Genomic DNA, 14,162 nt, shown 5'->3' with positions numbered 1-14,162 from the left:
TTAATGGTTTTTAACTATTGAATTTCGCGTTACAGCTAGGCGGCAAGTGACGTTATCCCTAGGAGCATACAAAAGTATGTGACTAGGGTAACGGAGCGCGGCCAACAACGCTGTAGCGTGAAAGACAACAGTTAAAAAGGGAAAAATATGATTCTACACCTCGACACACTCTCCACCCTCTTCCTAACGGTGATCTGCCTACTCATGGGGATCCACTTAAAAAAACGTATCGAATGGCTACAGCGCTTTTGTATTCCTTCTCCCGTCATTGGCGGTTTTCTGGTTAGTTTGATTATTTGGGGGCTCAAATCATTTAACCTTGCTGAAATCAATTTTGATACCAGTTTACAAACCTTTTTAATGGTCGCTTTCTTTACTACCATTGGTATTGATGGCAGCTTCCGCATCTTAAAAAGTGGTGGCCGGTTACTCTTTATCTACCTGTTTATTTGCTGGTTTGTCGTTATTTTCCAAGACACTTTTGGTGCAGGCCTTGCGCATTTACTCGGTGTTGATCCCGTTATCGGTATCATGGCTGGTGGTGTTTCTCTTACTGGAGGCCATGGCGGTGCGGCAGCCTTCGGGGGCATGGCTGAGGGCCTTGGCGTGCAATCCGCAACGGTTGCAGCCATTGCTGCGGCAACTTTTGGCCTAATTACAGGGAGCTTACTCGGTGGCCCTATTGCAACATTCTTAATTAAGAAATTTAACGTGCAGATTAAAGCTGATGAAAACGTTGAGCGAGTTCAGGTTCCTGAAACTATCGCAGGGAAAATTGAATCTATCGATGCTCACGCTTTTTTAAAAATGCTAGCTCTCGTTCTAGGGATTATGGTTATCGGTCAATTCGCTTCAGCGCAGTTTACCAAAGCAACTGGCTTTTCATTACCCAGCTATGTCGGGGCGATGATTATTGCAATAGTTATCCGTAATATTAATGACCAAGTCGAATTGTTCCGTATTAACCAAAAGTCGGTTGACCTTATCTCTGAAGTTTCACTTGGCCTATTTTTGACTATGGCTATGATGTCATTGAAAATATGGGAGTTAAAAGCCGTTGCTTTGCCATTATTCACCATCCTATTAGCACAAGTTATTATTTTAATTTTGTTAGTTGTCTTTGTCATTTTCCGCTTATTAGGCAAAAACTACGATGCTGCGGTAATGTGTGCTGGCTTAATGGGGCATGGTTTAGGTGCGACGCCAAACGCAATGGCAAATATGTCCTCGGTTTGTGAACGTTACAAACAAGTTTCGATGAAAGCTTTCATGATTGTGCCACTCAGTGGTGCAGTACTCATTGACTTAGTGGGTATCCCTTATCATACATGGTTAATTAATATGCTTAGCTAAGTATACTGAAGGAGGAGCTCTCTCCTCCTTCAACTATTTACCTTCTATATATTTCACTCATATCCATAGATATATCGCTCCCTGTCCGTAGTGAAAACAGTTACACTTGAGCAAAGCTGATTTTTTCAGGTGAACAATTTTGCTAACCTGTTTATAATCAGCGCCCCAAATAGAGGTATATCATGACTGCATCCACTTTTACTGAACTTGAACTTGATGAAAGCCTAATTAATGCGCTTTCAGACAAAGGCTATCAACGTCCGACCGCGATTCAAGCGGCAGCAATTCCTGCTGCAATGGATGGCCGCGATGTATTAGGTTCAGCCCCGACAGGAACAGGTAAAACCGCCGCGTTTTTACTGCCTGCGATCCAACATTTACTTGATTTCCCGAGAAAGAAATCAGGGCCGCCTCGCGTTCTAGTTGTCACGCCAACTCGCGAACTAGCCATGCAGGTTGCTGACCAAGCAAAAGAATTATGCGCCCATAATCATCTAGATATCGCTACCATCACTGGTGGTGTTGCTTATATGAACCACGCTGAAGTTTTCAGCGAAAATCAAGATATTGTCGTCGCAACAACAGGCCGACTACTCCAGTATATTAAGGAAGAAAACTTTGACTGCCGCGCAGTTGAGATTTTGATCCTTGATGAAGCTGACCGCATGCTCGACATGGGCTTTGCCAATGACATAGAAACAATTGCAGGCGAAACACGCTGGCGCAAGCAAACAATGCTGTTTTCTGCCACTCTTGAAGGCGAAGCTATTCGTGACTTTGCTGAGCGTTTATTAGAAGATCCAATTGAAATTGATGCCGACCCTTCACGTCGTGAACGTAAAAAAATTCAGCAATTTCATTACCGTGCTGACACACTAGAGCATAAAACAGCCTTACTGTGCCATTTGTTAAAACAAGATGAAGTCACCAAAGCCATCGTCTTCGTACGTAAGCGTGAGCGTTTACGTGAATTAGTCCAATGGTTACGCGAAACGGGTATCGAACCTTGTTATCTTGAAGGGGAAATGCCACAAGCTAAGCGTAATGAAGCTGTACGCCGCCTCGTTGATGGCCAAGTTAAAGTACTGGTTGCAACAGATGTAGCTTCTCGTGGCTTAGATATCGAAAACGTTAGCCATGTTTTTAACTTTGACTTGCCTAGAACTGCAGATGTCTACTTACACCGTATTGGCCGTACTGGCCGAGCTGGCCGTAAAGGCACGGCAATTTCTTTAGTCGAAGCGCATGACTTTCCATTATTTGGTAAAATAACTCGTTATATTGAAGAGCCTATCAAGATTCGCGTTGTTGATTCTTTACGTCCAACAACTAAAGCCCCTTCAGAAGCGATGTTAAATAAACCAAAACCATCAAAGAAAGTACTTGCTAAGCGTAAAGAAAAGAAAAAAGAAGAACAAGCTAAGAAAAAAGAAAAAGTACGCCATCGCGACAAGAAAAATATTGGAAAACGTCGTACTCCTGTTAGCCCTTCTATATCAACCGCTAACGATAAAAGCTAATGACTAAAAACGGGTTTAGGCCCGTTTTTTATTTAGCCCATCATTTGTAAAACTTTCTCTCGCATTTGTTTTCCTTCATGAGTCAGCAGATCAGGCTTAATAATATGGTTACCAAGTATATCCTTACAATCTAGGCCTTTATTATTCTTAATACGCCAATCAGCTCCATTTTCCAATAATAGTGTAGCAACATCGAGTGCATGGCTATTTAAAGCATCATGTAAAGGCGTATTTCCTAAACTATCCTTAATGTTTACTGTTAATCCATTTTTCAATAAAAGCTGCGATTGTATAAGACGGCCATTTTGCGCAGCTAAATGTAAAATACTTTTTTGCCCTTTTGATTGAAGCATTTTAATTGTTTGACCATATCGAGATTCAATTAAAGCTTTAATAAATTGCCCATTGGCAGTTCTGACTGACTGTTGTGCCAATACATTAATATCACAAGGTTTATGATCTAATGATAAGAGTGCTGAAAATTCAGTTATATTTCCTTTTTTGATTGCACTTTCACAACATTCTTGCCAACTTATCCCCTGTTTTTCTTCTTTAATAGGAAAAATTTCTAGTGGTATTTCTTGTACCTTATTATATTCACCTGTGATTGCATTCCAGTTATTCCATGGTTTATATTTGCACATAACCTTAATAATTTTAAGCATTGAATGAGCTATAAAACTTCTTGTTATTAAACGGGTCGGTAACCAATCTTTCCAAGAGTTATGTTCGCTATAAGCCATTTTAATACAATTTCCCAAAGCAGAAGGGATCGGTAAAGAGTTTTGCAATCTATCGAGCCAGTCATATTGTACCGTGTAATAACGTATCAACCCTTCTTGTGCAATTTTTTCAGCAACGTGATAATCAATCCCAATATTATTAATCGTGTTTTTTGCCAATCCTGCAGGACTGAATACAATACAAGGTGATTGACTCGCTAACGCCGCAATTGAAGCCAATCCCCCACCTAATGAATGCCCCGTACAAATCGTATTTCCATTTACTGCATTGAATAAAATATTCATCAAACCAACAGCTTGAAAATATTGAGACTCATAAAAACCAAGTCCTTGACGGATATTACTATAAAAATCGATAATATCGTTAGTACCTGCAAAACAAAGGACATATAAGCCATTGAATCGACAAATATTAGCTTGAAATCCCGTTTGCTCGTCATTTAATAATTCCGCATTAATTCCGAGATCATAAATATCTTTATTACTTAATTTTTCAATACCCTGTATATTCCGCCAATTTTTATGATAAGCGCCTTGTGCTAGTAGAGCTAATATATAATCTTTTGATTGTGCCTGAGTGCCTAAAAAATCTTTTCTTAATACATCTTTAGGCCATAACTCTGTTATACATGATTTAATATCTTGATGTTGGTGCCGTAGATAAATATTTAAATTTTCTCTAACAAAAATATACTCATCTTTTTTTGATAGTATTTGTTGTGTAGATAATGACATGATTTCTCCCTAACAAGTGTATTTGTTGGAAGAATATTGAAATACAAATAACCAAGGTGGGAAATAATCAACTTTATTAGTAACAAATAAAAAGCCATTGATAACAATGGCTTTAGAATTTAATATATATTACTAGATGTAATTATGTCTAATATTTATTACAGACTTTCAGTGAAAGTACGGGTAATAACATCACGTTGTTGTTCAGGCGTTAATGAATTAAAACGCACGGCATAACCAGAAACACGAATTGTTAATTGCGGATATTTTTCTGGATTTTTAACTGCATCTTCTAATGTTTCACGGCTTAATACGTTAACATTTAAGTGCTGACCGCCTTCAACACGTACGGTAGGTTTCATTTCTAAAGGAACTTCGCGATACTCAAAAGCACCTAATTCATCTTTAGCAACAATTTGCCCTTCGTTGTAATCGGCTTTCGCACAAACACAACGAGCTTCATTTTTTTCATCATCCAGTAACCAAAACGAATTCAACAATGCTGCATTATCAGTTTTAGTAATTTGAATACCTGTAATCATGTCGACCTCCACGTTCGAGCTAGATTGCATTCGATTTGTGTAATAAATCGAAGCTACATTAACCATCAATCTTATGAAAACTTGTAATTGGATATTTGGTCTAACCAATGTATATAGTTATTTTATACCAGCTAGATCCCCTATTTTCTTTGATATTTATCAATTATTCCACTTAGCAACTAATTCAATCACCCCAACTTTATGATTTAAATCAAAATTAACAATTTATTTTTTTAACTATTTGTATAAATTTTCAATTTTTTTTTAAAATTAATAGTCAATATCAGGGCTTTATCTCTCTCTCATGAACCAGTAAGCTTATAGCTATCAACTGGTTCATATAATTGTTCCTTCCTAAATTCATTGTTATGGAATATTTCATGTCAAACTCCATTACGTGGCACGATGTTATTGGCCCTGAAAAATCAAAACCCTATTTCAAAGAGACACTCGCTTATGTAGCAGAACAGCGCAAAAATGGTAAAATTATCTACCCTGCTCAAGACGACGTTTTTAATGCATTTAGGTATACCGAACTTGCCGATATTAAAGTCGTTATCCTAGGACAAGACCCTTATCATGGCCCAGGACAAGCCCACGGCCTCTCTTTTTCCGTACTCCCTGGTATTAAGCCACCACCGTCATTAGTGAATATGTATAAAGAATTAGAAAAGGATATCGCTGGCTTTCAAAGACCTAATCATGGATATTTGCTCAGTTGGGCTCAACAGGGTGTTTTACTCCTTAACACCGTTCTCACCGTAGAACAAGGCAATGCTCACTCCCATGCCCATTTAGGTTGGGAAACCTTCACGGACAAAGTTATTGAAGCAATCAATGAAAATACACAAGGCGTTATTTTTCTACTGTGGGGTTCCCATGCACAGAAAAAAGGTAAAATAATTGATACAAAGCGCCACCATGTACTCAAGGCTCCTCACCCTTCCCCACTTTCTGCTCATCGAGGATTTTTAGGTTGTGGCCATTTCTCACAAACTAATACTATTTTAGAACAACAAGGTAAAACACCTATTGATTGGAACCCTGTAATAGATGAGCCAAATCTGCAACCATAGATGATTTTTTGGCACTAAGTCATAAAAAAGGGAAATCAATTGATAGATTTCCCTTTAGTAATATTCTCTTGGGGGCATTTGCCTCCATTTAAATAACGATGCTCTTTATTTAGAGACAATCACCATTGCAGGTCTTAGTAAACGGTTGTTTAATGTATACCCTTTCTGCATAACTTCAATCACATGATTAGCTTGGTGATCTGGTGACTCAATCATCGTTATCGCTTGATGAACGTCAGGGTTAAATGGCACATTGATATCACTGACAGGCTCGATCCCAAACTTAGCCACTGCATCTAAAAAAGTTTTTAGCGTTAAATTTAGCCCTTCTAACATCGCTTTAGACTCTTCACTTTCGTGATCTGCTGCATCTATCGCACGTTCTAAGTTATCAATCACTGGTAGTAATTCATTTGAGAATTTTTCCAGTGCGAACTTATGTGCTTTTTCGATATCTTGCTCAGTTCTGCGGCGAATATTTTCAATTTCTGCGTGTGCACGCAACATCGCTTCACGTTCAGTTTTTTGTGAGGCTTCTAACTGTTGTTCAAGCTCAGCAATACGCGTGGCTAACGCTTGTTCGTCTGCTTGTAATTCATCAGCTTGTTGAACGCTGGCTTCTTGCTCAGCTTGCACTTTTTGTGATTCATTTTGTTCAAAAGCTTGCTCATCATGCATGTTTTGGTCTTTACTACTCATGAATATCTCCGCGTATTTAGCATTAATCCCATATATGAGAGTATTATGGGGATCTAATACAGGGATTCAAGGGAAGTCATACAATCAGAGGCCAAAAAAGTATGCGAAAGGACAATAATACACCACTACTACATTTTAAAACGATAGGCATTGTCGGGCACCCTAGGCACCCTGAAGCATTGGCAACTCATGAATTAATATACCATTGGTTAATTTCAAAAAACTATCAGGCCATTATCGATAAACAAGTTGCTAAAGATTTAAAATTAGTCAATGCCAACACTGGAACATTAACTGAAATAGGCCAACAGGCTGATTTAGTTGTTGTTGTTGGGGGAGATGGCAATATGCTCGGCGCTGCTCGTATATTATCTCGGTATAATAATAAAGTTATTGGTGTAAATCGTGGTAATCTCGGTTTTCTTACCGATTTAGACCCGGATAATGCATTACAACAACTTTCACGTGTTCTTGAAGGTGAATACCGCGAAGAAAGGCGTTTTTTACTAGAAGCACAAGTCATTAAAGCTAACCAAAAAGCACGTAAAAGCACCGCAATTAATGAAATTGTTCTACACCCTGGTAAAGTTGCTCATATGATCGAGTTCGAGGTCTATATTGATGAAAAATTTGCCTTTTCTCAACGTTCTGATGGTTTAATCATTGCCACACCAACAGGTTCTACAGCTTATTCACTTTCCGCTGGAGGCCCTATTTTAACCCCGAATTTGGATGCTATTGTATTGGTTCCAATGTTTCCACATACCTTATCCTCTAGACCTCTGGTGATTAGCAGTGACAGCAGTATTCGGCTGAAGTTTTTACGAACAAATATTGATTATGAAGTCAGCTGTGATAGCCAAATCATGCTCCCTATTCAGGACGGTGAAGAAGTCATTGTCAAACGTAGTAATAAAAATCTTAATTTGGTTCATCCACAAGATTATAATTATTTCAACACGTTAAGTTCAAAATTAGGATGGGCTAAAAAAACTTTTTAATTTTTTCAATCTGCCTCTTTACTGTATAAAAAAACAGTCATACACTGTATTAAAACACAGGTGTGTATTTTTACAGGAGAGCGCCGATGCTTACCCAACTAACAATCAATAATTTTGCAATCGTACGTGAATTAGAAATTGATTTCCGTAATGGCATGACAACCATAACCGGTGAAACAGGTGCGGGTAAGTCCATTGCTATTGATGCACTTGGCCTGTGTTTAGGCAATCGGGGTGAAGCCAATATGGTGCGCCCCGGTGCACAACGTGCCGACCTCTGTGCTCGCTTTTCCTTAATGGATGCTCAACTGGCTGCCAATTGGCTTACTGAGCACCAACTCGATAACCAAAATGAATGCCTATTACGCCGCACTATCTCTCCTGATGGCCGTTCACGTGGTTTCATTAATGGCGTTTCAGTTCCTTTATCGCAACTTAGAGAGTTAGGAACATTACTGATCCAAATCCATGGTCAGCACGCACACCAACTCTTACTAGATAGCGCCCATCAAAAATCCCTGCTTGATGCCTATTCAAACCAGCAAGAGCTAATTGCTCAAATGAAAAAAGCATGGCAAACATGGCACGATTCCTGCCAACAATTAGCTGTATTTCAAAAACAAATGCAAGAACGTGAATCTCGACAACAGTTGCTAGAATATCATCTAAAAGAACTGAACGAATTCCTCCCTGTTCAAGGGGAATTTGAAGAGATAGACCAAGAATATAAACAACTCGCTAATCATGGGCAATTTTTAGCTATTGGCCAAACAACAACGCAAATACTATCTGAAAATGATGATTCGAATGTTATTAGCTTATTAAATATGGCAAAAAATGAATTATCTGATCTAGTCGCTCTCAACCCTAAATTTTCAGAGCTACTTGATATGCTTGAAGAAGCATCGATACAAGTCAGCGAAGTCAGTGATGAAATAAAGCATTATTGTGACCAATATGAGCTTGACCCTAATCGCTTGTTTGAACTAGAAAAACGCATTTCTAAACAAATTAACTTAGCGCGTAAACACCATGTCACTCCCGAAGCTTTACCCGAATTATTTCAGCAATTACTGAGCGAACAAGAACTAATAGCCAGCCAAAATGAAGACTCTGAAACGTTAAATGCGCAAGTACAAGTAAATCATCATATTGCTCTCGAATGTGCGGAACGTTTACACCATGTACGTTTACATTATGCTCAAGAATTAAGTACATTAATTACCAATAGCATGCACCAACTTTCAATGCCTCATGGTCTGTTTACTATTGATGTAAAATTTACTCCAGATCAACTACAAATTGATGGTGCCTGTAAAGTAGAGTTCAATGTGACGACTAACCCAGGGCAGCCACACCAAGCACTTGCGAAAGTGGCATCGGGCGGTGAGTTATCACGTATAGCACTAGCAATCCAAGTGATTACAGCTAAAAAAATGGATACGCCCGCATTAATATTTGATGAAGTCGATGTCGGTATTAGTGGACCAACAGCAGCAATTGTAGGGAAGTTACTACGTGAATTAGGTGAATCAACGCAAGTTATGTGCGTTACACATTTACCCCAAGTGGCAGGGTGCGGTCATCACCACTTTTATGTCAGTAAAGAGACAAATGGTGTAGAAACAGAAACTCGTATGCAATTATTGGATAAAAAATCTAGATTACAAGAGCTTGCGCGTCTTCTTGCTGGATCTGCGGTAACAAAAAATACGCTAGCCAATGCAAAAGAGTTGCTTGCAGCATAATTTTTGACAACTTTTTTACGCTCATGTGGTCTTAGAGTCGATAAGGAAGGTTTTAAATTGTATCAATGTCGATTATCATTGATGTTCTGACTCCAAAAGGAATGAGATATCCATGCGTTATAAATTGTTAACTGCTGCCGCGCTATCACTCGCATTAATGTCTACGGGCTGTTCAATGATGGAACGTCTTGTCTATCACCCAGACATTAACCAAGGTAATTACCTCACAGCGAAAGATGTCGCTAAGATCCAAAAAGGAATGACACAGCAACAGGTTGCTTATACTTTGGGCACCCCAATGTTATCTGACCCGTTTGGTACTCAGACTTGGTATTATGTTTTCCGCCAAGAACTTGGGCATGACCCAGTTCAGCAAGAAACTTTGACTCTTATCTTTGATCGTAATGGTATTCTTACTGACATCAAAAATGAGAAAAATCTTGCCGCGCAGGAATCAATGGAAGCTGCTGAAACAAAAGCATCAGAAACTAAAACAGCTGACTAACCATAAACACTAAGAACCACCTAGTGTGACAATAACAACCTGTTTTCTGAAGGACTTATTCAGGCAGGTTGTTATTATGAGTATCTTTATTAAAAATTTATTAAAAGCATTTTGCACAAATAAATTTAAAGACAAAAACCGAGCTTTTGCTCGGTTCGCTACATAAAATTAATTTACTTATTTTTAACTTCTTTAGATTTTTCAGCTCTTTTACGCCGTAACTCTTTTGGGTCTGCAATCAAAGGTCGATAAATCTCAACTCGATCTCCATCTTGCACTAAATCTGTCAATTTAGCGGGGCGACTATAAATACCAATCTTATTTTTTTTAAGATCAATATCATCCCTAAGGGCAAGGATACCAGAAGCAAGTATCGCTTCTTCTATTGTCGTCCCCTCTTTCACTTTGACTGATAGCAAAAATTGCTTTTCAGGAAGCGCATATGTCACTTCAATATTCAGCTCAGACACTGTATACATCCTTTGCTCTTAAAGTGAAAGCTTGAACCATATTATTTGCTAGTTCCTTGAAAACTTTGCCAAACGCAAGCTCTATCAATTTATTTGTAAACTCAAAATCAAGATGAAACTCGATTTTACAAGCGTCTGCACTTAAAGGAATAAATTTCCAACCACCAGCTAATTTACTAAATGGCCCTTCAACAAGTTGCATGTGTATGCATTTATTATCCTCTAGCACATTTTTTGTGACAAAAGTTTTGCTAATACCTGCTTTTGACACTTCAACAGAAGCGGTCATTTCTTCAGAGCTATGACTAATAATTCGGCTACCTACACACCCCGGCAAAAAGCTTGGATATGAAATAACGTCATTAACGAGTTTATACATTTGTTCTGCGCTAAAAGGGACCAACGCAGAGCGACTAATCTGTGGCATATCAATTCCTATCCCCAAAAACTGAGCGTATAATACCATCTTTGATTGGTTAAACAAAAAACAAAACCCACATAGGGCAAGATTTGCACAATCAAAAAAATATCAGCTTAGAAAGATTTCTTTCAACTCAGCTTACAGTATAATGATTGCACTATGACAAAGAAAAAACCATATAAACCCGGTTCAGCAACAATTGCTATGAACAAGCGTGCTCGCCACGAATATTCTATCGAAGAGGAGTTCGAGGCGGGTCTATCCCTACAAGGTTGGGAAGTTAAATCACTCCGTGCAGGCAAAGCCAACATTGGAGATAGCTACGTTCTATTACGGGACGGTGAAGCTTATTTATTCGGTGCAAACTTCACACCACTGACTGTTGCATCATCGCATGTTGTATGCGACCCAACGCGTAGCCGTAAATTACTTTTAAATCAACGCGAATTAGATACACTCTACGGTAAAGTTAATCGTGAAGGTTATACCGTTATTGCACTTTCTCTCTACTGGAAAAATGCATGGTGTAAAGTTAAAATTGGTGTTGCCAGAGGTAAAAAATCTCACGACAAACGTTCTGATATTAAAGAACGTGAATGGCAACTCGATAAAGCACGTATAATGAAACATTCTAACCGCTAACCTCTAGCTTTATAGAGTATTTTTCTGTTATACTGAGCTCAACAACTTGGGGCTGATTCTGGATTCGACGGGATTTGCGAAACCCAAGGTGCATGCCGAGGGGCGGTTGGCCTCGTAAAAAGCCGCAAAAAAATAGTCGCAAACGACGAAAACTACGCTTTAGCAGCTTAATAACCTGCTTAGAGCCCTCTCTCCCTAGCCTCCGCTCTTAGGACGGGGATCAAGAGAGGTCAAACCCAAAAGAGATCGCGTGGATGCCTTGCCTGGGGTTGAAGCGTTAAATTTAATCAGGATAGTTTGTTAGTGGCGTGTCTGTCCGCAGCTGGCAAATGAATTTAAAGACTAGACTAAGCATGTAGTACCGAGGATGTAGAAATTTCGGACGCGGGTTCAACTCCCGCCAGCTCCACCAAATTTGGTGGGTCAGTGATAGGACAACAGGTTTAAAAACAGGAAGTTAGCAAAATCAGTTGGACTAGACACTGGCAACATTAAGACTAGAAAGTGCACGTGAAATGCACGCGCATTTGAGAGTTACTAAAAGCCCACTTCGGTGGGCTTTTTTATATGGAGCTTTTATGTGGCAAACATTTAAAAATTTAATGTCCGATCCCCTCTATTCTGGTTCCGCGGGGATTTCAATTGGTCTTATTGGTATACTATTGGCTATATTTTTTTACATAAAGTCAGAAGCAAAACCAAAATTATCCAGTGCTGTTGAGTTTAGAAGCCTAATTGGTAAAGAGCATTCTGAATTATCGCCGCAAATAAGCGTGTTGTTTGAAGGTAAACAGGTTGATAGCGTTTCATCCTCAGAGTTTGTAATATGGAATTCTGGAAAATCAGTTATTGATAAAAGCGCTTTAGACACAAAACAACCATTGCGCATCACTTTTAAAGATTCAACTCAAATACTTCGCTATCAAATTAAGAATATCAATAGTGAAACAGTGAGTCCTGCCTTAAAACTTCAAGACGGTTGTATTTTTATTGAATTTGATTTTATTGAAAAAAATGAAGGTTTTCGTATAGAAATTCTCCATACAGGCGATTACGACAGCTTGGCATTGACTGGTAAATTAAAAGGGGTTTTATCTCCATTTGATAAACCTGTACCTTCAAATAATTTTAATGGTTCAGCTCTAATTGAACAATTTGTATTATTCTTAAATGCATCTGCTCTAAAAGGACTTGCTATTATTGGTGGAATTTCTACAGTGATACTAATATCTACATTTTATTTTCCAGAATCAGCTAATCTTGAACTAGATACAACTAGTTTTTCATTATTGTCCGTGATCCGCGTTTATCTAGCTTTAGTCATTTTTAGCGCTATCTTTGCTTATTTTCTCACTCGCTCATATCCTGCAAATCTTAAGATAAAGAAAAGTGAATAAGTATATTTTACGCATCATAGGGTGTCGGGTCGTAGGTTTAAATTCTATCATATCGACCAAAGCTCCATAAGAAAACCAACTAGTTAAGGTTGGTTTTCTTATGCCTAAAAATGACTAGTATAACTCTAGTGTATAATCGCAACTTAAATAACTGAAGTTCACTAAAAATATTAACCTCACTGCGCCTATAATGTATAAATCATTATGCAGCAGGTCACTCAAGAGAAACATCACAGTTCTGAGAAAATCTTTCATATATAATCATGCAATTATTAATCTATTAATTTGCTCATGCTGAGAAAAATCATAATGACTAAACGCAAAAAAAAAAGAATATGAAAACCCCGGTTTTGAATCCACAATCTATGTTACCCCACAAGAAATTACTGATACTGCCAACGCATTTCGTGATGTAGCGACCAACTTTATTCAAAGTAATCTAGATGCACACGATGTTAAGCGAAATGTTATTTATACCAACGCAGCTTTTGCAATCGAGCTTTATTTCAAAGCATTTTTGGTAGAAAGAATTTCTGCACCATTCGATTTTGTTATCAAAAATGGCCAAGTGGTCCAATCTGAGTTTAATGAAGAAAATCGTCTCACAATGTGGCACTCTCGTTTGGACGTTCCTGAAAAATACAAAATACACAACTTGCAATTACTGTTCAATGCTCTTGATGATGAGCTAAAAATGCGTGTGACACAAGAGATTTCACAAGTCACTAACTCGATCAAAACACAAGAGGAGTTACTGGAATTTTTTAGCAAGATTAAGAATTACTTTGTTGATAAGCGCTATGGGTTCCAAGATTTTATTTTGGGAGTACCCAAAGATTCCCATATCATCCATGTTCTAATTCCAGTATTAAATGCCATTAGTAAAGCTCTAGCAAACCCGCCTGATGTACCTTTTTCCGAATTCGGGCAGGTACTGTAAAAGGAATATAAACCTAATTCATCTAAATGCGCCAACCACTCGAGTTGGCGCATCAATATTTACTGTTCTTCTACCTGTTCCGCAGCTTCCTGCTCTGCCCTTTCCGCTTCTTCAGCAATACATTTAGATTCTTCTTACGCTAATCGCTCTGCTTCTATCTTTGCAAGTCTCTCAGCTTCAGCTTGCTTTTGATTGTAGAGTGAGTTAGGTGGCATTTCGACACGCATGTCTATCCAGCGCGATTCAGGTACGTCACAAGGTTCGTAATTTTCGAAGTAAACAGGCACGCCTTCTTCATCAAAGTGCTTAATGCGCTTGTTCTGGAAACGTTCTGGCATATCTGCGTTCTGTTGGTGGAAAACAAAAATTT

15 protein-coding genes and 1 other RNA gene are annotated in these 14,162 nt (G+C 38.6%); 10 read left to right on the top strand and 6 right to left on the bottom strand.

The genetic code is table 11. The annotated features are described in order from the left end of the window. The first annotated feature begins 147 nt into the window (after window positions 1-147). On the top strand, window positions 148-1,353 hold the full coding sequence (gene gltS, locus PR725_RS03770; RefSeq protein ID WP_042851630.1) for a sodium/glutamate symporter: 1,206 nt from the start codon (window positions 148-150) through the stop codon (window positions 1,351-1,353). Window positions 1,354-1,535: 182 nt separating this feature from the next. Beyond that, window positions 1,536-2,873, top strand: coding sequence for an ATP-dependent RNA helicase SrmB (gene srmB / locus PR725_RS03765; RefSeq protein ID WP_196723768.1), 1,338 nt, complete (start codon window positions 1,536-1,538; stop codon window positions 2,871-2,873). 32 nt (window positions 2,874-2,905) lie between these two features. On the opposite strand, the gene PR725_RS03760 is transcribed toward srmB, so the two are convergent. Together PR725_RS03760 and grcA are read right to left on the bottom strand one after the other, a co-directional pair. Continuing rightward, a complete protein-coding gene (locus PR725_RS03760; RefSeq protein ID WP_109911443.1) occupies window positions 2,906-4,351 on the bottom strand; it encodes an ankyrin repeat domain-containing protein in 1,446 nt (481 codons plus the stop codon). A gap of 158 nt (window positions 4,352-4,509) precedes the next feature. Further along, entirely contained in the window at window positions 4,510-4,893 is a 384-nt protein-coding gene (gene grcA, locus PR725_RS03755; protein WP_004912835.1) for an autonomous glycyl radical cofactor GrcA, read from the bottom strand. Between the two features lie 380 nt (window positions 4,894-5,273). Here grcA and ung point away from each other — a divergent pair, with 380 nt between their 5' ends. Next, entirely contained in the window at window positions 5,274-5,969 is a 696-nt protein-coding gene (gene ung, locus PR725_RS03750; protein WP_004912838.1) for a uracil-DNA glycosylase, read from the top strand. A gap of 105 nt (window positions 5,970-6,074) precedes the next feature. Here ung and grpE read toward each other — a convergent pair whose 3' ends face one another. After that, the gene (grpE, locus tag PR725_RS03745; RefSeq protein WP_004912841.1) at window positions 6,075-6,668 is read right to left on the bottom strand and encodes a nucleotide exchange factor GrpE; all 594 of its coding nucleotides are present in this window, start codon (window positions 6,666-6,668) and stop codon (window positions 6,075-6,077) included. A gap of 101 nt (window positions 6,669-6,769) precedes the next feature. Here grpE and nadK point away from each other — a divergent pair, with 101 nt between their 5' ends. From nadK to bamE, 3 genes are all read left to right on the top strand, one after another. Next, a complete protein-coding gene (gene nadK, locus PR725_RS03740) occupies window positions 6,770-7,669 on the top strand; it encodes an NAD(+) kinase (RefSeq protein ID WP_110732043.1) in 900 nt (299 codons plus the stop codon). Between the two features lie 86 nt (window positions 7,670-7,755). Beyond that, window positions 7,756-9,417 (top strand): DNA repair protein RecN, encoded by a 1,662-nt coding sequence (gene recN / locus PR725_RS03735; RefSeq protein WP_004912847.1) that lies wholly within the window; start codon window positions 7,756-7,758, stop codon window positions 9,415-9,417. A gap of 112 nt (window positions 9,418-9,529) precedes the next feature. Beyond that, window positions 9,530-9,922, top strand: a complete 393-nt coding sequence (bamE, locus tag PR725_RS03730) for an outer membrane protein assembly factor BamE (RefSeq protein WP_004265001.1) — start codon at window positions 9,530-9,532, stop codon at window positions 9,920-9,922. Window positions 9,923-10,095: 173 nt separating this feature from the next. Here bamE and PR725_RS03725 read toward each other — a convergent pair whose 3' ends face one another. Together PR725_RS03725 and PR725_RS03720 are read right to left on the bottom strand one after the other, a co-directional pair. Further along, window positions 10,096-10,401, bottom strand: a complete 306-nt coding sequence (locus tag PR725_RS03725; RefSeq protein WP_181937050.1) for an RnfH family protein — start codon at window positions 10,399-10,401, stop codon at window positions 10,096-10,098. Continuing rightward, window positions 10,385-10,819: a type II toxin-antitoxin system RatA family toxin gene (locus PR725_RS03720; protein WP_004912851.1), complete on the bottom strand. Its 435-nt coding sequence runs from the start codon at window positions 10,817-10,819 to the stop codon at window positions 10,385-10,387. Before PR725_RS03720 ends, PR725_RS03725 begins: the two co-directional genes overlap by 17 nt. Window positions 10,820-10,972: 153 nt before the next feature. On the opposite strand from PR725_RS03720, the gene smpB reads away from it, so the two are divergent. The 4 genes from smpB (at window position 10,973) to PR725_RS03700 (ending at window position 13,792) form a co-directional block, all read left to right on the top strand. Then, complete coding sequence (smpB, locus tag PR725_RS03715; RefSeq protein WP_004265004.1) at window positions 10,973-11,455, top strand: SsrA-binding protein SmpB; 483 nt, start codon at window positions 10,973-10,975, stop codon at window positions 11,453-11,455. Window positions 11,456-11,503: 48 nt separating this feature from the next. Beyond that, window positions 11,504-11,867: a transfer-messenger RNA gene (gene ssrA / locus PR725_RS03710) on the top strand. Between the two features lie 166 nt (window positions 11,868-12,033). Beyond that, window positions 12,034-12,852 carry a hypothetical protein gene (locus PR725_RS03705; RefSeq protein ID WP_272567633.1) on the top strand — a complete coding sequence of 273 codons (819 nt, stop codon included), beginning with the start codon at window positions 12,034-12,036 and terminating at the stop codon, window positions 12,850-12,852. Window positions 12,853-13,369: 517 nt separating this feature from the next. Continuing rightward, window positions 13,370-13,792 (top strand): hypothetical protein, encoded by a 423-nt coding sequence (locus PR725_RS03700; RefSeq protein ID WP_272567629.1) that lies wholly within the window; start codon window positions 13,370-13,372, stop codon window positions 13,790-13,792. A 134-nt stretch (window positions 13,793-13,926) separates the two neighbouring features. On the opposite strand, the gene PR725_RS03695 is transcribed toward PR725_RS03700, so the two are convergent. Beyond that, on the bottom strand, window positions 13,927-14,162 hold a 236-nt coding region (locus tag PR725_RS03695), incomplete at its 5' end, for a phage tail fiber protein (protein WP_442959422.1).

It is taken from the genome of Providencia sp. PROV255 (genome assembly GCF_028478065.1).
Classification (GTDB): domain Bacteria; phylum Pseudomonadota; class Gammaproteobacteria; order Enterobacterales; family Enterobacteriaceae; genus Providencia; species Providencia rettgeri.
The sequence above is the reverse complement of the archived record's forward strand: the minus strand, read 5'-3'. Positions and strand labels throughout refer to the sequence as shown.

What these genes read in the sequence shown, in the direction of transcription:
- ung (WP_004912838.1), top strand. Translation starts at nt 5,274, where the DNA reads ATGTCAAACTCCATTACGTGGCACGATGTTATTGGCCCTGAAAAATCA.
- recN (WP_004912847.1), top strand. Translation starts at nt 7,756, where the DNA reads ATGCTTACCCAACTAACAATCAATAATTTTGCAATCGTACGTGAATTA.
- grpE (WP_004912841.1), bottom strand. Translation starts at nt 6,668, where the DNA reads ATGAGTAGTAAAGACCAAAACATGCATGATGAGCAAGCTTTTGAACAA.
- grcA (WP_004912835.1), bottom strand. Translation starts at nt 4,893, where the DNA reads ATGATTACAGGTATTCAAATTACTAAAACTGATAATGCAGCATTGTTG.
- gltS (WP_042851630.1), top strand. Translation starts at nt 148, where the DNA reads ATGATTCTACACCTCGACACACTCTCCACCCTCTTCCTAACGGTGATC.
- smpB (WP_004265004.1), top strand. Translation starts at nt 10,973, where the DNA reads ATGACAAAGAAAAAACCATATAAACCCGGTTCAGCAACAATTGCTATG.
- bamE (WP_004265001.1), top strand. Translation starts at nt 9,530, where the DNA reads ATGCGTTATAAATTGTTAACTGCTGCCGCGCTATCACTCGCATTAATG.
- PR725_RS03705 (WP_272567633.1), top strand. Translation starts at nt 12,034, where the DNA reads ATGTGGCAAACATTTAAAAATTTAATGTCCGATCCCCTCTATTCTGGT.
- PR725_RS03725 (WP_181937050.1), bottom strand. Translation starts at nt 10,401, where the DNA reads ATGTATACAGTGTCTGAGCTGAATATTGAAGTGACATATGCGCTTCCT.
- PR725_RS03760 (WP_109911443.1), bottom strand. Translation starts at nt 4,351, where the DNA reads ATGTCATTATCTACACAACAAATACTATCAAAAAAAGATGAGTATATT.
- nadK (WP_110732043.1), top strand. Translation starts at nt 6,770, where the DNA reads ATGCGAAAGGACAATAATACACCACTACTACATTTTAAAACGATAGGC.
- srmB (WP_196723768.1), top strand. Translation starts at nt 1,536, where the DNA reads ATGACTGCATCCACTTTTACTGAACTTGAACTTGATGAAAGCCTAATT.
- PR725_RS03720 (WP_004912851.1), bottom strand. Translation starts at nt 10,819, where the DNA reads ATGCCACAGATTAGTCGCTCTGCGTTGGTCCCTTTTAGCGCAGAACAA.